At 58.6% G+C, this 18,540-nt stretch carries 21 protein-coding genes; 6 read left to right on the top strand and 15 right to left on the bottom strand.

From position 1 onward, the window contains the following. Nucleotides 1-276: 276 nt before the first annotated feature. The 3 genes from dapD to AC2FJB_RS22190 form a co-directional block, all read right to left on the bottom strand. Complete coding sequence (gene dapD / locus AC2FJB_RS22200) at nt 277-1,104, bottom strand: 2,3,4,5-tetrahydropyridine-2,6-dicarboxylate N-succinyltransferase (RefSeq protein ID WP_496677579.1); 828 nt, start codon at nt 1,102-1,104, stop codon at nt 277-279. Nucleotides 1,105-1,212: 108 nt separating this feature from the next. After that, nucleotides 1,213-1,812, bottom strand: coding sequence for a GntR family transcriptional regulator (locus AC2FJB_RS22195; RefSeq protein ID WP_496721029.1), 600 nt, complete (start codon nt 1,810-1,812; stop codon nt 1,213-1,215). A 44-nt stretch (nt 1,813-1,856) separates the two neighbouring features. Next, nucleotides 1,857-2,768, bottom strand: coding sequence for a threonine/serine dehydratase (locus tag AC2FJB_RS22190; RefSeq protein ID WP_496721032.1), 912 nt, complete (start codon nt 2,766-2,768; stop codon nt 1,857-1,859). A gap of 79 nt (nt 2,769-2,847) precedes the next feature. On the opposite strand from AC2FJB_RS22190, the gene AC2FJB_RS22185 reads away from it, so the two are divergent. Together AC2FJB_RS22185 and AC2FJB_RS22180 are read left to right on the top strand one after the other, a co-directional pair. Continuing rightward, nucleotides 2,848-3,690, top strand: coding sequence for an LOG family protein (locus AC2FJB_RS22185; protein ID WP_299902473.1), 843 nt, complete (start codon nt 2,848-2,850; stop codon nt 3,688-3,690). A gap of 3 nt (nt 3,691-3,693) precedes the next feature. After that, the gene (locus tag AC2FJB_RS22180; RefSeq protein WP_496721034.1) at nt 3,694-4,791 is read left to right on the top strand and encodes a cystathionine gamma-lyase; all 1,098 of its coding nucleotides are present in this window, start codon (nt 3,694-3,696) and stop codon (nt 4,789-4,791) included. Here the strand turns inward: AC2FJB_RS22180 and AC2FJB_RS22175 are convergent, their stop codons facing one another. Next, nucleotides 4,792-5,175 carry a hypothetical protein gene (locus AC2FJB_RS22175; protein WP_117871931.1) on the bottom strand — a complete coding sequence of 128 codons (384 nt, stop codon included), beginning with the start codon at nt 5,173-5,175 and terminating at the stop codon, nt 4,792-4,794. A 160-nt stretch (nt 5,176-5,335) separates the two neighbouring features. Here AC2FJB_RS22175 and AC2FJB_RS22170 point away from each other — a divergent pair, with 160 nt between their 5' ends. From AC2FJB_RS22170 to AC2FJB_RS22160, 3 genes are all read left to right on the top strand, one after another. Then, a complete protein-coding gene (locus AC2FJB_RS22170; RefSeq protein WP_496721036.1) occupies nt 5,336-6,256 on the top strand; it encodes a DnaJ C-terminal domain-containing protein in 921 nt (306 codons plus the stop codon). After that, nucleotides 6,253-6,591 carry a hypothetical protein gene (locus AC2FJB_RS22165; RefSeq protein WP_117871922.1) on the top strand — a complete coding sequence of 113 codons (339 nt, stop codon included), beginning with the start codon at nt 6,253-6,255 and terminating at the stop codon, nt 6,589-6,591. Before AC2FJB_RS22170 ends, AC2FJB_RS22165 begins: the two co-directional genes overlap by 4 nt. Nucleotides 6,592-6,654: 63 nt before the next feature. Beyond that, a complete protein-coding gene (locus AC2FJB_RS22160) occupies nt 6,655-8,313 on the top strand; it encodes a U32 family peptidase (protein WP_496721038.1) in 1,659 nt (552 codons plus the stop codon). Between the two features lie 6 nt (nt 8,314-8,319). Here AC2FJB_RS22160 and AC2FJB_RS22155 read toward each other — a convergent pair whose 3' ends face one another. From AC2FJB_RS22155 to AC2FJB_RS22140, 4 genes are all read right to left on the bottom strand, one after another. Next, on the bottom strand, nt 8,320-8,937 hold the full coding sequence (locus AC2FJB_RS22155) for a cytochrome P460 family protein (RefSeq protein WP_496721040.1): 618 nt from the start codon (nt 8,935-8,937) through the stop codon (nt 8,320-8,322). A 285-nt stretch (nt 8,938-9,222) separates the two neighbouring features. After that, the gene (rlmN, locus tag AC2FJB_RS22150; protein WP_496721042.1) at nt 9,223-10,410 is read right to left on the bottom strand and encodes a dual-specificity RNA methyltransferase RlmN; all 1,188 of its coding nucleotides are present in this window, start codon (nt 10,408-10,410) and stop codon (nt 9,223-9,225) included. 117 nt (nt 10,411-10,527) lie between these two features. Beyond that, a complete protein-coding gene (locus AC2FJB_RS22145; RefSeq protein ID WP_162896866.1) occupies nt 10,528-10,698 on the bottom strand; it encodes a hypothetical protein in 171 nt (56 codons plus the stop codon). A 143-nt stretch (nt 10,699-10,841) separates the two neighbouring features. Beyond that, nucleotides 10,842-11,378: an invasion associated locus B family protein gene (locus AC2FJB_RS22140; protein WP_117871914.1), complete on the bottom strand. Its 537-nt coding sequence runs from the start codon at nt 11,376-11,378 to the stop codon at nt 10,842-10,844. Between the two features lie 179 nt (nt 11,379-11,557). Between AC2FJB_RS22140 and AC2FJB_RS22135 the strand changes: the two genes are divergently transcribed. Beyond that, nucleotides 11,558-12,556, top strand: coding sequence for an asparaginase (locus AC2FJB_RS22135; RefSeq protein WP_496721044.1), 999 nt, complete (start codon nt 11,558-11,560; stop codon nt 12,554-12,556). Nucleotides 12,557-12,561: 5 nt separating this feature from the next. On the opposite strand, the gene AC2FJB_RS22130 is transcribed toward AC2FJB_RS22135, so the two are convergent. The 7 genes from AC2FJB_RS22130 to AC2FJB_RS22100 all read right to left on the bottom strand — a co-directional run bounded on the left by AC2FJB_RS22130 (nt 12,562) and on the right by AC2FJB_RS22100 (nt 18,269). Then, a complete protein-coding gene (locus AC2FJB_RS22130) occupies nt 12,562-12,882 on the bottom strand; it encodes a YciI family protein (RefSeq protein WP_496677555.1) in 321 nt (106 codons plus the stop codon). Nucleotides 12,883-12,904: 22 nt separating this feature from the next. Then, complete coding sequence (locus AC2FJB_RS22125) at nt 12,905-13,333, bottom strand: SRPBCC family protein (protein ID WP_117871908.1); 429 nt, start codon at nt 13,331-13,333, stop codon at nt 12,905-12,907. Beyond that, nucleotides 13,321-13,650 carry an ArsR/SmtB family transcription factor gene (locus AC2FJB_RS22120; protein ID WP_117872947.1) on the bottom strand — a complete coding sequence of 110 codons (330 nt, stop codon included), beginning with the start codon at nt 13,648-13,650 and terminating at the stop codon, nt 13,321-13,323. Before AC2FJB_RS22120 ends, AC2FJB_RS22125 begins: the two co-directional genes overlap by 13 nt. Nucleotides 13,651-13,692: 42 nt before the next feature. After that, entirely contained in the window at nt 13,693-14,571 is an 879-nt protein-coding gene (gene serB, locus AC2FJB_RS22115) for a phosphoserine phosphatase SerB (protein WP_496721047.1), read from the bottom strand. Between the two features lie 35 nt (nt 14,572-14,606). Continuing rightward, nucleotides 14,607-15,335 (bottom strand): metallophosphoesterase family protein, encoded by a 729-nt coding sequence (locus tag AC2FJB_RS22110; RefSeq protein WP_496721049.1) that lies wholly within the window; start codon nt 15,333-15,335, stop codon nt 14,607-14,609. Between the two features lie 119 nt (nt 15,336-15,454). Beyond that, nucleotides 15,455-17,050, bottom strand: coding sequence for a phosphoglycerate dehydrogenase (serA, locus tag AC2FJB_RS22105; RefSeq protein ID WP_496721051.1), 1,596 nt, complete (start codon nt 17,048-17,050; stop codon nt 15,455-15,457). A gap of 64 nt (nt 17,051-17,114) precedes the next feature. Then, on the bottom strand, nt 17,115-18,269 hold the full coding sequence (locus tag AC2FJB_RS22100; protein ID WP_496721053.1) for a phosphoserine transaminase: 1,155 nt from the start codon (nt 18,267-18,269) through the stop codon (nt 17,115-17,117). Between the last annotated feature and the right edge of the window lie 271 nt (nt 18,270-18,540).

Below are 18,540 nucleotides of genomic sequence, written 5' to 3'. Positions count from 1 at the left end.
AGGCGGCGGCGACAGCGAAGGCGGCGGCGACAGCGAAGGCGGCGGCGACAGCGAAAGCGGCGGCGACAGCGAAGGCGCGGAAACCAATGCAGAAAACTCAGAAGTTGACGCTATGCAGGGTGAAGCCCGCTGACCCCCCAAAGGGTGATCCTCTGAGCTGAACATCATGCTCAGGACAGGTTAGGGTCAGGGTTTGGCCTCACCTTGAACGACACCCCAAAAAAAATCGAAAGGCCGGAGCGGGTTTGCTCCGGCCTTTCTGTACAACCGGGAAGATCAGTCCCGCAGCAATTCGTTGATGCCGGTTTTCGACCGGGTCTTTTCATCCACCCGCTTCACGATCACGGCACAATACAGGCTGATGTTGTTCTTTGATGGCATCGAGCCCGCGACGACCACAGAATAGGGCGGGACTTCGCCATATGTCACTTCGCCGGTTTCCCGATCCACGATTTTGGTGGATTTACCTATGAACACGCCCATCCCCAGAACCGAGCCTTCGCGGACGATGCAGCCCTCGACCACCTCGGAGCGCGCGCCAATAAAGCAGTTGTCCTCGATGATGGTCGGGCCGGCCTGCATCGGCTCCAGCACGCCGCCGATGCCTACACCGCCCGACAGGTGGACGTTTTTGCCGATCTGAGCGCATGAGCCGACGGTCGCCCAGGTATCGACCATGGTGCCTTCATCCACATAGGCGCCAAGGTTGACGAAGGACGGCATCAGCACCACGCCCGGCGCGATATAGGCCGACTTGCGGACAACGCAGTTGGGAACCGCGCGGAACCCGGCCGAGCGCCATTGGTTTTCACCCCAACCGGCGAACTTGCTGTCCACCTTGTCCCACCAGCCGCCGTCCTGCGGACCACCAGTCTGGATTTCCATGTCCTTGATACGAAAGCCCAGCAGAACCGCTTTCTTCGCCCACTGGTTCACGTGCCAGTCACCGTTTTCCTGCTTTTCAGCAACACGCAGCGACCCGCTATCCAGCGCGTTCAGCGTATCTTCGATCGCTTCGCGTTGTTCACCTGCAGTGGCGGGTGAGATCGTGTCGCGCGCCTCCCAGGCGGCTTCGATGGCGGCTTCCAGTTGCGCGTTGGACATGGGGCGTCTCCCTACAGAATCTGTTCATGTTGGTTTGGCCTATACGCAAGCCGGGCCCATGGCGCAATGCGACGAACACGGGCCGTTTTGCGTCTGAAAGGCCCGCAATCAGCTGGCGCGGCGTATATGTCGGGTCAGAATACCTTTTGCCGTACCCAGGTCCTTCCTCTTGAGTGCCTGAACAAGTGCCGCGTGATCCTTGTCTGTCTGCTGCACCCATTTCGACCGCCAGTGCGCAAACAAATGGCGTGCGCTTGCGATATGCAGGTCGTCAATTGCATGCAAAAGCCGGGGCAACCCGCAAGGTGTCAGAATGGAGCGATGGAACGCCCTGTTCAAAGCCTCCCATTGGGGCATCGTCTGCGCTTCATCACAGGCGGCGCGCGCTTGGTCGATCTTTTCCAACGCTACAGGAGACATGTTTTGCACCGATTGCTGCAACGCCAGTGTTTCCAACGCCACGCGCATTTCGATGACCTCGCGGACCTCTGCCGGGTCCAGCGCTGTGACCCGCATCCCCCGGCGCGGCTCATGCCGGGCCAATCCATGCGCCTCAAGCCGCAACAAGGCTTCACGCACCGGAACATGGCTGGTGTCGAAGGCGCGGGCAATATGATCCTGCCGCAGCTTTTCCCCGGCGCTCAGCTCTCCGGTGATGATCTGCTGGCTGAGGTTTTGGTAAATCGTGTCCGAAATCGTGGCCGTCATGAATTATAGATAAAATCCACAACGCCCATCCACAACCCGGTAATTCACCCTGCAAGCGGGTCTGGCGCAATATTCGCGCCGCACACCAGAACGGCCACGCGTTCGCCCGGTTCAGGTCGGTACACGCCCGAGGTCAAGGCTGCCAACGCCGTGGCGCCCGCCGGTTCCACCAGAATGCGATGCGTCTGCCACAACATCTTCTGAGCTGCCGCGATGGCATCATCCGACACCAGGACCGATGTCATCCCCTGCGCCAGGTCAAAACAGATCTGCCCGATCCGGCGCGCGCCCAGGGCGTTGGCCGCGATGCCGGATACCGAGACATCTACCGGTTCACCGGCCTGCAACGCCGCGTTCAATGCGCAAGAGGTCTCGGGTTCGACCGCCACGACCTTGCGCGCACCGTCGAACCACGCCAATGCCCCGGCGATCAGTCCGCCGCCGCCCACGGCGACCAGAACCGTGTCTGCCTGCAGGCCCTGCGCATCCCATTCCGCAAAGCAGGTCCCCTGCCCCGCCACAGTAGCCGGCGCATCATAGGCGTGTATCTGCATCGCTCCGGTTTCAGCTTCATGCGCCTGGGCCTGTGTCAGCGCATTGGCGTATTCGCCGGACACAACGCTCAGATCCGCGCCGGTTTGACGGATCAATGCAATCTTGGAAGGGCCGGCCAGTTCGGGCACGAAAATCTTGGCCGGATAACCAAGCGCCTGCGCCGCAAAGGCCGCCGCTGCACCATGATTGCCGCCGGATGCAGCCACGACACCTGCATCGGGTACGTCGAGGCTCAGCAACGTATTGAACGCACCTCTCGCCTTGAAACTGCCCGTGTGCTGCATGTGCTCCAGCTTCAGTTCAATGGGATAGCCCGGAATTCGGCTCTCGATCACCGGCGTCACTTGCGTATGTCCGTCGATACGATCCTGCGCCGCTGATATTTCGTTCTTCCAATTCATTCTTGTCTTTCCGTGACTGGCACTCTGCCCGCGAACCCTATAGCTGTTTGGAAAACACGCAAGCAGGGATCGATCACCCATGAGAGAAGACCGCCACAATCCGTTTCGCGATGCGCAGACAGATCGCTCGACAGCGAGCGAAGTGCCGGACACGCCGCAAACGCGATCGTCTGCCTATCGCCTTGCCTTTGCCGATGACGAATTCCTTTGCCGGGACGAACTGCGCCCGGTGCGTCTGCAACTGGAATTACTGAAACCCGAGATGATCATGAGCGAACGCGAGATCACCTCGACCATCGTGATGTTCGGCGGCGCGCGCATCCCTGAGCCATCGCAGAAACACACCGCGCGAACGGAAACGCTGGCTGGTCTGTCGACCTATTATGATGAGGCGCGCGAGTTCGCGCGGCTGATGACCGTGAAATCGAACGATACCGGGTGCCGCGAAAACGTGATCGTCACGGGCGGCGGTCCCGGTGTGATGGAGGCCGGCAACCGAGGCGCACAGGAAGCGGGCGGCTGCTCCATCGGTTTGAATATCGTTCTGCCGCACGAGCAGGCCCCGAACCTCTATGTGACGCCAGATCTCAGTTTCAACTTTCACTATTTTGCCATCCGCAAGATGCATTTCCTGATGCGGGCCCGTGCGATCACAATCTTCCCCGGCGGCTTCGGGACAATGGATGAGTTGTTCGAATCTCTCACTCTAATTCAGACCGGCCGGATGGAGCGCGTGCCTTTCCTGCTGTTCGGACGTGATTTCTGGGAGAGGGTCATAAACTGGAAAGCACTGGCCGATGCCGGCACCATCTCGGACGAGGATCTTGACCTGTTCCGCTTTGTGGACACGGCGCAGGAAGCGGTCGAGATCATCGAAAACTGGGAACCCGCCCCGCCCCGCGACGAAATTCCAGGGCGCTGAACCATGGCCCCCAAGACCGGAGAGATGCTGCATCTGCGCGGAAATGCTCTGAGCAAGGGCGAACCTGTGGCGCTGCCGCTGATACAAAGCAGCATGTACCACCTGCCGGGTGCCCCGGATGGACAGGCAAGTTACGGCCGCGTCGACAACCCGACCTGGGTGCATCTGGAACATGTTCTGTCGCATTTGGAAGACGCGCCGTGCCTCAGCTTTCCATCAGGCATGGCAGCGATTTCTGCGGCGTTGTTCGCCACGGTGCAAGCCGGGTCACGCCTGCTGATCCCCTCCGATGGCTATTACGTGACGCGCCTTTTGGCCGATCGTTTCCTGTCGCGACTGGGTGTGATCGTTGAGGAACGCCCCACCACCGCTTTTACCGACGGCGGTTTTGACCGGTTCGATGTGGTCTTTGTAGAAAGCCCCTCGAATCCGGGGCTGGACATGATCGATCTGACAGCGGTCGCCGATCAGGTACGTGCTGCCGGGGGCGTAACCATTGCCGACAACACGACGATGACGCCGCTTGGTCAGCGCCCTCTGGATCTGGGCATCGATGTGGTTGTCTCGTCCGATACCAAGGCAATGGGCGGGCATTCCGACATGCTGATGGGCCATGTGGCCAGCCGCAAAAGCAACATCATGGAAAGGGTCGAGGAATGGCGAAAAGTATCCGGCTCGATCCCCGGACCACATGAGGCATGGCTGCTGCATCGCGGGCTCGAAACACTGGACGTTCGGTTTGACCGGATGTGCAACTCCGCACAGAAACTGGCCGAACGATTGGCGGAACATCCCGCAGTGAAACAGGTTCGCTACCCCGGGCTGGCCGGTGACCCGTCGCACAAACTGGCGCAAGAGCAGGCCACGCGGTTCGGATTTCTGTTATCCCTGACGCTGGACAGCGAAGACAAAGCCGAAGCCTTCATCAACAGCTGCCCGCTTCTGCGCCCGGCTACGTCATTCGGAGGCGTCCACAGCTCGGCCGAGCGTCGCGCGCGCTGGGGCGACGACGTTGATCCGGCCTTCATCCGCCTGTCCGTCGGATGCGAACCAGTCGACGAACTATGGCACGCTATCGAAACCAGCCTGAACGCTGTATGATTACTTTTTGGGTTCACGCAGCTCTTTGAACACGTAGATCGGCAACACCACGCTGGCGATCAACGCCCCCAACCAGACCAGCAGCGTCGCAGCCAGCAAGTTCGAAACCCCACCCACGGTCAGCCCGGCGGCGACCAGGTCGGTCACGAAAAGACCCACGAAGGTCACGATCAAGGCGATCCCGCCCTTCAGGGCAGGTGCTTTCTTTTCGCCCAGTTTCAGGATCAGGGGTTCGGCCACAACCTGCACAACGGTGAAGACAATCACCACTACGATGAACGAGATCGGCTTGATCGCAAATCCAGACAATATCAGAGAGGCAAGCAACAACCCAATGGCATTTCCGGCCAGCAGAGCCAGGGCGGATTTTATTCTGCGCGTCATGCGGCGATCTCCGTCAAACAATAAGTATAAACATGCAGATATTATCAAGTCTGCGGGATTTTACGAAACAATTCAATCGCCTCTTTCGTTTTACCCGTTGAAATCGCATGGTAGAACACCTTCATCCTGATCAAACCTGTCCCTGACCTGAGAGAGTGATATGAGCGACGACCCCTACACCGTTCTTGGTGTATCGAAGGACGCCAGCGCAGCCGAGATCAAAAAAGCCTACCGGCGCATCGCCAAGGATTGCCATCCGGATCTGAAACCGGGCGATGATGCGGCTGAGGCAAAGTTCAAGGCCGCTGCCGCAGCCTATGATCTATTGAAAGACCCTGAAACACGTGCGCGTTTTGACAACGGAGAAATTGACGCTTCGGGTCAGGAGCGCCCGCAACAGCAATATTACCGAGAGTATGCCGAGGCCGCTGGAAACCCCTATCGGGGGCGTCAGGCGGATCCCGACGACATGTCAGATATCTTCGCGGAGTTCATGCGCGGTCGCGGCGGTTTTGGCGGTCAGCGCAGCCACGAGTTTCACGCTCCGGGTCACAATCTGAACTACACCCTGCAAATCAGCTTTCTGGACTCCGTTTTCGGCGCCAGTCAGAAATTGACTTTGCCGGATGGAGATCGGATCGAGGTCAAAATCCCCGCTGGTATCACCGACGGGCAGACCATCCGGCTGCGTGGCAAAGGGGCCCCGGGATACGGCGAAGGTCCTCCAGGTGACGCTCTGGTGACTGTTTCGGTCGCCAAGCACCCGGTTTTTGAACGTCAGGGCGACGACATCCATATCACGCTGCCCATCACAATCGACGAGGCCATTCTGGGCGGAAAAGTCCCGGCCCCCACGATAGACGGCGGTGTGAATGTCAACGTCCCAGCGGGCACCAGCAGCGGCAAAACGCTCCGGTTGCGCGGTAAAGGAGTAAAGAAGCGCGGCTCGTCCGGCCGTGGGGACCAGTTGATTGAGCTGACTATAACGACACCGGACATGATTGATGACGAACTGAAGCAGCTCATGGAAACCTGGCGTGAAAAGCATCGCTATGATCCGCGGAAAGGAATGCAGTCATGACCCTGACCGAAAAGGAACTCATCGAAACGGTCTCCCGCCTGACCTCGGACCGCCTGACCGAATACCTGGCGGCGGAAATCGTCATTCCGGAACAATCGGATCAAGGGCTGGTTTATCACAATATCGACGTCGCCCGTCTGGAACTGGCCTGTGAGTTGCACGAACAGTACGACATGGAGACCGATGCACTGTCGATGATGATCTCACTGATCGACCAGTTGCACGGGCTGCGGGCTGAACTACGCGAAGCTCTGAACGCGATCGAGGCGCAACCCGAACCTGTGCGGCAGCAACTGGTCAAGGTCATCGGTACAGCGCGATTCCGTCGCAGATAACGGGGTTTTGGGCACGAATTATTTGGCGTAGAAGGCCGCCTTGATCCTTTGACAGGTAGCGCCATGACTCAGTCCAGATCTGAATTGCTGATGCCTGCGGGCAATCTGCGCAAGCTTAAACTCGCTGTCCTTTACGGGGCGGATGCGGTGTATCTGGGCACGCCCGATATGTCGCTGCGCACGAAATCCGAGTTCTCGCTGGAAGAGGTGATCGAAGGGGTCGAGTTCTGCCACAGCCATGGCCGGCGCGCCTATCTGACGCTGAACCTGTTTTCGCACAACAAGGACATCCCGAAGCTGGACGAATACATTGACACGGTCCGCAAGGTGCAGCCGGACGGGTTGATCATCGCCGACCCCGGCGTGTTCCAGTACGTCCGCGACCGCGCACCGGAACTGCCACTGCATATCTCAACCCAGGCCAATATCTGTTCGTGGCTGTCGGTAAAGTTCTGGCAGGATCAGGGCGCGGAACTGGTGGTTCTGGCGCGAGAGGTTTCCTACGCCGAGCTGGTCGAGATTCGCGAAAAATGCCCCGACATCAAGCTCGAGGCCTTCGTCCACGGCGCCATGTGTATGACCTATTCGGGCCGCTGCCTGCTGTCGAACTTCATGGCCGAGCGCGGCGCCAATCAGGGCAATTGTGCCAATTCCTGCCGCTGGAACTATGGGCTGAAACTGCGCCTCAAGGACGGCACCCATCAGGAACTGCGGATCACCGAGGAAAACGCCGACCTGTTCGAATTCCTGCTGGAAGAAGGCTGCCGCCCCGGTGATCTGATGCCCATCGAAGAGGACGATCGTGGTTCGTACATCCTAAATTCGCGTGATCTGTGCATCATGCCCAAGCTGGACGAATACCTGAAGATCGGTGTTGACAGCCTCAAGGTCGAGGGGCGCGGTAAATCGGAATATTACGCCGCCATCGTCGCGCGGGCTTATCGCATGGCCATCGATGACTATTTCGCAGACCCCGAAAACTGGGACCCCAAGCCTTACATGCGTGAACTCGAAACCGTCGGAAATCGCGGCTACACGCTGGCCTTCCACGAAGGCCGGCTGACCAATTATGCGCATGATTACGAACACACCGCGTCGATCGCACAGTGGGAATATGCCGGGATTGTCACCGACGTGACCGAGGATGCGTTTCTGGTCGAGGTGAAAAACAAGCTGGAACCGGGTGATGTGCTGGATTTCGTATCACCCATCTCGCGCGAGACGGTTCTGCTGCGGGTTTACGACTTTGAACGCGCATCGGATGGCGCGCGCGTGGACGCTGTTCACGGCAGCACGAAAACTGTTATCCGCCTGCCTTTCACCCTGTTCGACCACGAGGATACCGACGATCTGCGCACCCGTTTTCCGATCTATTCAGTGCTGCGCAAAGAACGCGCCCTGACCGACGAACACTGGAGCCGCATTCGGTTCGACAAGCTGGTGCAGGGATTGGAAACCTCGGGCCGCGACAATCCCGCGGCCTATGCGCGCCGCCGCGACGAACTGGTCGAGAAGATCGGCGAAGACGGCAACGAACGCCGGTTCAAGACCAACCGCATCGGCACAGAAGGCTGCTGCGGTAAGGGATGCAACGGTTGCCTGATCTTCTGGCAGGACGACAAATACGCGTTGGCCCGTGAGGTGCTGTCCAAGCGAAAACAAGGGGAACAACTCAGCCGCCGCGAGGCGACGGAATTGAAGCTGCCGGGCGAAAACGCCTGAGCCGGTTCAGTTGCGCGTTCGAGAGTCTTCTGGCACGTAAAACGTATAGTCCCGATCTGCCACCTGTTCGTGACAGACATGGCAATACGCCACGGCGCCAGCGCGGTCGCCCATAGTGTCCCCAAACACCGAACCGTCCGGCAGGACCATGAGGTAACGCCAGTCCGCCGTGTCCGGGCTGGCACCTTCTGTCAGTTTCTCCATTATGAACATGGCCCCGGGATGTACGTGACCTTCATCCGTCACGGTCATGCTGTCCTTGGCAAGAACCGACCCCATGGGAAGTTCTTCACCTTCCTGCAACGTCCCGTAGTTATGCGCCATGCGATTGGCATAGCTGTTCACATACCGCTGCCCGTGCGTTGCCGAGATATAGGGCGCATCGTTGAAAAGCGGCCAGCTTTGGTAGTTTAGGATCAGGTCCAGTTGTGCCACGGCGTACCCACGCGCCATGCGGCGATTGAGCGATCGGTAGTGTTCCAGAGCCTCTTCCTTGCTCAGCTCGGCAGGGTTTTCGATTGCGATATGAGCGTCCTGACCTTCAGCAAAGGCCAAGCCTGAACCTGAGACAACAGCAAGCGCAGCGGCTCCGTAACGGATGATCGTAAAAAAACTTTTATTCATAATCGTGGCCCACCTGAAATTCAGTTCGCCTGAGCGCCTTCTGACACCACTTGGAACAGTCTAGCGGTATCGCAAAAACTTGCCAGCTCTGACCCGGACAGTTCACCGGCTTGTGCATCAATTTGAGGAAGCAGAGCCCGGCGACGGGCACTGGAAATATAGCAAATTTTGCATGTGGTTTCAGCATCTGAAACATTAAGTTTACAGAAACACTTATGACGTGCAGGCGGATCTGGAAAACACTTAAAGCGCGATCCGGCCAAGCCAGCCAAGATCGGCCGAACTCTACTGGCTTAGGCCCGTTTCGGCCTCGATTTGTTTGCGCGATTTGCGCGCCCTCTCGGTCGCCGACTTCAACTGACCACAGGCTGCCATGATATCCTCACCGCGCGTCTTGCGGATGGGTGAGGCATAACCTGCCTGATAGATGATGTTGGCAAAGGCGCGGATACGGTTGTTCGAACTGCGCTTGTACGGCGCCCCGGGCCATTCGTTGAACGGGATCAGATTGATCTTGGCCGGAATGTTGTGGCGCTTGATGTGGGCGATCAGACGATGCGCATCTTCGTCGCTGTCATTCACACCATCCAGCATCACATATTCAAAAGTGATCCGTTCAGAGTTCGACACGTTGGGGTAGCTGGCCAGTGCTTTCAGCAGTTCCTCGATGTTCCAACGCTTGTTGATCGGCACCAGAACGTCGCGCACCTCGTCGGTGGTGGCGTGGAACGAGATCGCCAGCAAGCAGCCGATCTCTTCTGCCGTACGGGCAATTTCGGGCACAACGCCCGAGGTCGAGAGTGTGATACGACGACGCGACAGGGAAATCCCCTCGGGGTCCATGGCGATCTTCATCGCGTCGCGGACGTTTTCGAAATTGTATAGTGGCTCACCCATGCCCATCAGAACGATGTTTGACAGCAGGCGGGTCTCATCCTTGGGTGCGCCGGGGGTCGGCCATTCCTCAAGATCGTCGCGGGCCATCATGATCTGACCTACGATTTCGGCGGATGTCAGGTTTCGTACAAGTTTCTGAGTTCCGGTATGACAGAATGAACAGGTCAGCGTACAGCCTACCTGAGACGAGATGCACAGGGTTCCGCGATCGTCCTCGGGGATATAGACCACCTCGACCTCATGCCCGCCGGCGATGCGACACAGGTATTTGCGGGTGCCATCCTCGGAAACCTGACGTGTCACCACCTCGGGGATTTCGATCACGAAATGCTCGGCCAGTTGTGCACGATAGGCTTTGGCGAGATTGGTCATCTGGGCAAAGTCGCGCACACCCCATTGATAGATCCATTGCCAGATCTGGCCTGTGCGCATCTTGGCCTGTTTCTCGGGCGTGCCGTGTTCAATCAAGGTCTCGAGCAACCTGTCGCGCGAAAGACCGACAAGGTTCACCTTCCCGTCGGGCAGTTTGCGCGGGATGGTCATGACGTCTTGGGTGATCGGCGCTTTGGGCGACATTGGCGTATCTCAAAGGAATCGGGCTTGGGATGCGCCTCTATATAGGAACCTGCGCAAAGATCAAAAGGTTTCCTAAGCTGAGTGGCCCGGCACGATTTACATGCCGGGCCTTTTTGATCAGTTTACCGGCGGCGGTGTGTAGCAATCATTGGCGTCCAGGGTCTGAACCGGATCTTCCGGGCCACATTGCTCGCCCGATATCGGATAGGAATCCGCGGTCTTCTCGCAAGCGCTCAGTGCTGCGACGGATGCCGCCAGAACCAGAGCGATCCAAGTTTTCTGTTTCATCACGATGTCCTCTCTCAATGGCTGAACCACTTAGTTCACGTTGCCGGATGCGAAACCTTGATACGGATCAAAAAATGGCAGATGACCAAACGTCAAAATCCCCGCGACCAAGCGGGGCCCTTTGAACAATCGGCACACTGAGATCAGTTGGTGCAGCGCTTCTCAGCGTCTTCTATCGCAGCGGTAAAGCCCAGCAGCGAGAAGGTGTCTTTCGTCTGCGTCCCGCGCTCGGACCGGGCGGTCAGAACAGCCTCGGTTCCGCGTTTCAGGGCGGTGATGATCTTGGCATCATCCGCATCCGATGCGGCCCAGGCCCATTCGCCTTCCGTGAACAGTTCGAACTCGGTGCCGTCGACATTCAGGTTAACCGTCGAACCCGCAGCAAACGGATAGCCGCCAGTAAAGGTCAATTGGCCTTTTACCTCGGCATTCGGACGATAGAACACAAACAGCAGGATATCGCTGCGCCGTACAGAAACCACGCGTCCACCACGGGTGTTCACGGTTTCCTTGGGTGCCGAGACGCTCCAGCATTCGGTAGGATCGTCTTCGACAAAAACGCTCCAATCCGTTTTTGCAGCAACACGGTTTGTGCTTGTCGCCTGTTGGGCGATTGCAGAAGTCGCGGCGATGCCTGCCACACACAGGCCCGCAATCGTACGAACGAGCTTTGATCCCATTTGTCCAGCCTCCTAGCTCGACCCTTACCTCATACCCATCGGACACGTCTGCGAACCCTGCCGGTTCGTCTATTCGTTTGCGTCTTCCGATGATTGCCGACATACACACACTAACGCAGGTTTCGCCACAGGCGAAAGGGCGATTGGCAGAATTTTGCGCATAAATTTCGGAGGTCCAGATGACGCAGCCCATACCCATGACAGAACTCTGGCGCGGCGCGCTGCTGGAAAGTCTTCATCTGGGTCATGCGGTGATTTGCGATGACACGGGTCAGATCGTGCGCAGTTGGGGCGACCCGCAATCTATCATATACCCGCGGTCATCCGCCAAGATGATTCAAGCGCTTCCGTTGGTCACATCAGGGGCGGCGGCGAAATACGGGCTGACCAGCGAACACCTGGCGTTGGCCTGCGCCTCGCACAATGGGGCAGCGATCCACACGGATCGCGTGACGGCGTGGCTGGACCATCTGGGGTTAAACGAGCACGATCTGCGGTGCGGCCCACAAGAGCCCGCTGACACAGCCGCGCGCGACCGGCTGATCCTGGCCGACGATACGCCTTGCCAGATCCACAACAATTGTTCCGGCAAGCATTGCGGCTTTCTGACTCTGGGCCAGCACATGGGCGCAGGGCCGGAGTATCTTGAGATTGATCACCCGGTACAACAGGCCTGTCTGTCTGCCATCGAAGAAACGACGGGCGAGACCAGCCCGGCATACGGCATCGATGGCTGTTCGGCCCCGAATTTCGCCACATCGCTCGTCGGTCTGGCGCGGTCGATGGCATGGTTTTCCAGCGCTTCGGATAGGTCTGATCGCTCCAGCGACGCGGCAGCTCAGCTGGTTGGGGCCATGGTCAAACACCCGGAACTTGTTGCCGGTGAGACCCGGGCCTGCACCGAGCTGATGCGCGCGATGAACGGACGTGTTGCCATCAAGACCGGGGCCGAGGCCGTGTTCGTGGCCATCGTCCCGGAAAAACGCATGGGCATTGCGCTGAAGATCACCGATGGCACCACCCGTGCCAGCGAATGTGCGATCGCCGCGATACTGGTAAGCCTTGGCGTGCTGGAGGCCGATCACCCGGCCACCCGCAGATTCATGAACGCCACGCAATACAGCCGTCGCGGGCTGGAATGTGGCGTGATCAAACCAGCAACGGGTTTCCCCGACTAAGGCCCTTACATCTCGATTTCGTGGATTTCGGCCATTTCAACCGAGCCTGTCCCGTTGACGACCATCGGGCAGCCTTTGGCCATCTCGGTCGCAGCGTCGATACTGTCAGCCTTGATCACAGTGAAGCCCGAGGCCGGGTTCGCGCCGCCGTTATCGACCACTCCGTTGCTGCTGACAGTGTGAGACTGCCCAACCGGGTTGCCGGGGATAACGAGGGCTTCGCCCATATTTTGAAACCAAGCCCCCCAAGCGGCCATGGTCGCCTCGATCTCGGCGGGGTCGGTCGGGGTGTGACCCCCATGATAGACAAACAAAAACTGGGGCATATCGCTCCTCCCTGATGAAATCCTATTTGCAAAGTGCTTCGAGTTTGCGCAGCGAAGACGTCCAACCCTGATTGTGGTTCGCGGCTGCTTCGGCATCGGCCAATTCGCGGTGGTCCAGCACAAGGTGGGCACCGCTTTCGGTCGCAGCAACGGAAAGGGTCACATGGCTTTCGGCACCGCGTTGATCCTGATCGTCATGCCAACCCCATGTAAAACCCACCGACTTCGGCGGGTCGACATGTGTCACGTGGCCCGAGACTTTGTATCGCTGGCCCTCGCCATTCTCCATCACCGAATACCAAGGGCCGGTGCGTGAGAAATCCAGGTTGTGCTCCGGCACGTGCATCCCTTCGGGCCCCCACCATTGCAACAGCTTGGCACCATCGCTGATCCATGCAAACAGTTCTTCGGGACTGACGGGGAATTCCCGCTCCAGTTTCAGGTCGGCCATGAATTCTCCCTTTCGATAATATCACTCAGACGGTCGAGGCTACCTTCCCAGAATTGCCGCTTGGAAATCGTCCAGTCGGCAATCGCCCGCAATCCTTCGGATCGGATGGAATACATGCGTTGTGTGCCTTGCACACGCTGCTGCACCAACCCGGCTTCGCGCAGCACCTTGAGGTGGCGTGAAATCGCGGCGCCGGACATGCCGCGCCCTTCGATCAGATCACCGGCAGGCAGCTCGCCCTGCTCCATCAATTGCTCGACAATCGAGAACCGGGTGGCATCGGACAAAGCGGAAAACGTGGTCAGAAGTGTGCTCATATCCATTATTTAACACAAATGTTAAATAAAAGATAGTCCTGATCAGCCGCCTACAAAATCGGCGCGGCAATAGCCTTGCAGGTAAAGCAGCGCCGTCAGGTCGCCGTGATTCACCCGCACGTCGCATTTCGCGGCCACCGACGGCTTGGCATGAAGGGCAACCCCGGTTCCGGCCCGACCAAGCATTCCAAGGTCGTTGGCCCCGTCACCCACGGCGATCGCGTCACTTTCAGACAGGCCAAGCCGCGCCGTAATCTGCTCGAGCGCTTCGATCTTGGCCTGACGCCCCAAAATAGGACGCGCGACGTCTCCGGTCAGCTTGCCATCTTCAGCCAGCAAAGTGTTGGCGCGGTTTTCATCGAATCCCAAAAGCTCTGCCACCCGCGCGGTAAAGGCCGTAAAGCCACCGGATACCAATGCTGTATAGGCCCCGTTGGCCCGCATCGTCGCCAGCAATTCCCTGCCTCCAGGCATCAGAGTGATCCGTTCCCGCAGAACTTTGCCGATGACGCTTTCATCCAAATGCTTCAGCAAACCAACCCGCTCGATCAGGGCACCTTCGAAATCAAGCTCTCCGTTCATGGCGCGAGCCGTTATGTCCTTGACCCGGTCGCCGACGCCGGCCTCATCCGCCAATTCGTCGATGCATTCCTGCTGGATCATCGTGCTGTCCATGTCGGCCAGCAGCATCTGTTTGCGCCGTCCTTGCGCGGGTTGCACAACCAGATCCACCCCCATCCCTTGCAGGTCTGCCCAAACGTCCCACCGATTGTCGGGGATGGCGTTCAACTCAAACTCTGCCGCCTCATCCGGGTTGAGCCAGATGGCCTCTCCACCACCCCACGCATTACGCAAGGACTCAGTCAATGCGCTGTCCAGCGACGGCGCTGCCGGATTGGTCAGCAAAGTGGCGACATACATATTCAATCTCCAGTGTCCTACCCGAACGGGGTGACTTAGGGGGTCAACGCTAAACGGCCCTGATCGGTCAATTCCCAGCAGGACTGCCCTTCGAACGCCGCAACACCCACCGGGCGTCCGTATCCGGCACCTGTGTCCAGATTGACGCGATTTCCATAATGCGTTGCCCGATCCACCGGAGTATGACCATGCACGATCAGCTTGGGATGCGGGCCCCGATGGGCATGGAAATCCTGCCTGATCCAGACCAGATCGTTGGCCCGCTGCTCGTTGAGCGGCACGCCCGGACGAATGCCTGCATGAACAAAGGCTAGCCCGGGCGTCTGATGCATCAGAACCAGATCGCGCAGAAAGGTCAGGTGCGATTTCGGCACCGCCGCCTGCGCCATCTGATGCAGATCTTCCAGACGGATCTGACCTTCGAATTCCACGCCATAACTGCGCAGGGTCTCGACCCCGCCCAGCCTTTCATGCAGCCAATGATACCCGACAAGCAAATGCGGATCGTGACGTGGCGTGTCCTCCATGAACCAGGTGAACATGCGATCATGGTTGCCCAGCAGAGTGATCCAGTTCAGGCCCGCATCGCGCCCGGCAATCAGGCGCTCGATCAGCCCGCGGCTGTCGGGGCCGCGATCCACGTAATCACCCAGAAACACGATCTGGGCATCCGGGCCGCCATCGCCCTGGATCAGAGACAGCGCGCGCTCCAGCTCGGCCACCTGCCCGTGCAGATCACCAACAACGTAGATAGGCTGTGTCATAGATCCTCCGACGGTAAGGTTCAGCTTGCTTGTGCCGCAGATTGCAGCCTGAGAAAACAAAGGACCCGGGCCTTCGGTCAACCGGGTCCTGAACTGTTTCTCAAACTCTACAGACCACGTCAGGTGACATCAAACTCCAACGGCTTGATCTGTGTGAACAGACCCGTTTCCGCCAGCTTGGCGCGTGCCTCAGCCGGAACCGGTTCGTCAACATAGAGCAAAGCAATCGCTTCTCCGCCGGCCTCGGATCGACCCAGGGTAAAGTTCGCGATGTTGACGTTGTTCTCACCCATTGTCCGCCCCAGAGCACCGATGATGCCCGGCACGTCTTCGTTGGTGGTGTACAGCATATGGGCGCCGACCTCGGCGTCGATATTGATGCCCTTGATCTGGATGAAACGCGGTTTGCCGTCACTGAACACGGTGCCACCGATGGAACGCTCGCGCTTGTCGGTCACAACGGTAACTTTGATATAGCCCTCGAAAGCACCCGATTTGTCCTGATTGGTGGTCGAGATCTTGATCCCGCGCTCTTTGGCGACAACCGGGGCCGACACCATGTTCACCTCGGGGTTGAACTTTTTCATGATCCCGGCGACCACTGCGCAGTTCAACGCCGCCAGGTTCATTTCAGCGGCAACACCATCATAAAGGATATTGATCGCCTTGACCGGCTCATCGGTCATCTGGCCGATGAAGCTGCCGAGATGGCCGGCCAGCTTGATCCACGGCCCCATCACCTTGGCTTCTTCCGCCGTCACACTGGGCATGTTCAAAGCGTTCTCGACCGCACCTGTCAGCAGGTAGTTCGAGATCTGCTCGGCCACTTGCAGCGCCACATTCTCCTGCGCTTCAGTCGTTGCTGCACCAAGATGTGGCGTGCAGACCACGTTGGGCAGGTTGAACAAGGGGTTGTCCTTGGCGGGTTCTTCACTGAACACGTCAAACGCGGCGCCCGCAACATGACCGGATTGCAGCGCCTCTGCCAACGCCTCCTCATCTACCAGACCACCACGAGCGCAGTTGATGATGCGCACGCCCTTCTTGGTTTTGGCGAGGTTCTCGCGGCTTAGAATACAACGGGTCTGATCCGTCAGCGGCACGTGCAGGGTGATGAAGTCGGCGCGGGACAGCAACTCGTCCAGCTCAACCTTTTCCACGCCCATCTTGGCGGCTTTCTCTTCGCCCAGATAGGGATCATAGGCGATGACTTTCATCTTCAGGCCAAGCGCGCGCTCGCACACGATGCCGCCGATGTTACCCGCACCAATGACACCGAGCGTTTTGTTCGTCAGCTCGATCCCCATGAACTTGGACTTTTCCCACTTGCCCGCATGGGTCGAAGTCGAGGCCTCGGGGATTTGCCGCGCCACGGCGAACATCATCGCAATCGCGTGTTCTGCGGTGGTGATCATGTTGCCGAATGGCGTGTTCATCACGATCACACCTTTTTTCGACGCCGATTCCTTGTCGATATTGTCAGTGCCGATTCCGGCGCGGCCGATCACCTTCAGCTTGTCGGCTTTTTCCAGAATGGTCGGCGTGACCTTGGTAGCCGAGCGGATGGCAAGACCGTCATATTGACCGATCACCTCGGCCAATTTGTCCTTGTCCTTGCCCAGATCGGGCATGAAATCCACGTCAATGCCGCGATCACGGAAAATCTGAACGGCGGTTTCGCTGAGTTTGTCGGAAACGAGTACTTTGGGAGCCATGTCTGTGGTCCTTGAATGTATAGAGAAATCCGGGCCGATGCGGCCCGGTGAAGATGGGATGCGATCAGGCGGCTTCTGTTTGCGCCGCGATTTCGGCCTCAAAGGCCCATGCCAGCCAAGGCAGCATCGCTTCGATATCCGAGGTCTCGACCGTACCGCCGCACCAGATCCGCAAGCCCGCAGGCGCATCGCGATAGGCACCGATATCCAGCGCGATATTCTCGGCTTCCAGCCGTTTGGCCACAGCCTTGGCAAAGCTTGCGCCGTCCTGAATACGGGCATCTGTGAATTTCAGACAGACGGATGTGTTCGACCGCGTCTCAGCGTCTTCGGCCAGGTTTTCGATCCAGTCGTTCTTATCGCAGAACGCATGCACGGCACCGGCATTGGCGTTCGCACGGGCAATAAGGCCCTTCAGGCCACCGACCGAACGCGCCCAATCCAGTGCAAACAGATAATCCTCAACGGCCAGCATTGACGGCGTGTTGATCGTAGCCCCCGTGAAGATACCTTCGATCAGCTTGCCACCCTTGGTCAGGCGGAAAATCTTGGGCAGCGGCCATGCCGGCGTGTAGCTTTCCAGACGCTCAACAGCACGGGGCGAAAGGATCAGCATCCCATGCGCAGCCTCACCCCCCAGAACTTTCTGCCAGCTGAAGGTGGCCACATCCAGCTTGTCCCAGGACAGGTCCATCGCAAACGCCGCCGAGGTCGCATCACAGATCGTCAGACCCTGACGGTCATCCGCAATCCAGTCGCCATTCGGCACCCGCACGCCCGAGGTCGTGCCGTTCCATGTGAAAACCACGTCATTGGCGAAATCAACAGACGCCAGATCCACGATCTGCCCGTAGTCGGCGGTCTTTATCTCGGCATCGATTTTCAGCTGCTTGACCACGTCGGTGACCCAACCGGACCCAAAGCTCTCCCACGCCAGCATCTCGACCTTGCGCTCGCCCAGCAACGACCAAAGCGCCATTTCGACCGCGCCGGTATCAGACGCAGGGACGATGCCAATCCTGTAATCAGCTGGAATGCCCAGGATCTCACGCGTGCCCTCAATGGCCGCCTTCAGCTTGTCCTTGCCAACAGCGGCACGGTGCGAACGCCCCAGGGCGGCATCGGCCAGTTTGGTCAGATCAAATGTGGGGGGTTTGGCGCAGGGGCCCGAAGAAAAACGCGGATTTGCCGGCCGCGTCGCCGGTTGTTCGATCGTCATGTGTATTACCCTTCCAGATACACGCCCCTCGTTGGGGAGGGGTGTCCCACGCACAGGGCTATGGGTCCTTCGCACCCGCAGCAAGCGGAAAAGACTCTTCGTTGAGTGAAAACGACATCTAATAAGGGCTCAGATCGGAACAGGAGTTTCCGATTGGCGAAAACCCCGCCGAAGTCCGGCGGGGTTTTCGATTTTATTCCGCGGCTTCTTCGTATGCGTCCATTGGGGGGCATGTGCAGACGAGGTTTCTGTCGCCGTATGCGTTGTCGAC

It is taken from the genome of Ruegeria sp. CDSC085 (assembly GCF_059610465.1).
The sequence above is the reverse complement of the archived record's forward strand: the minus strand, read 5'-3'. Positions and strand labels throughout refer to the sequence as shown.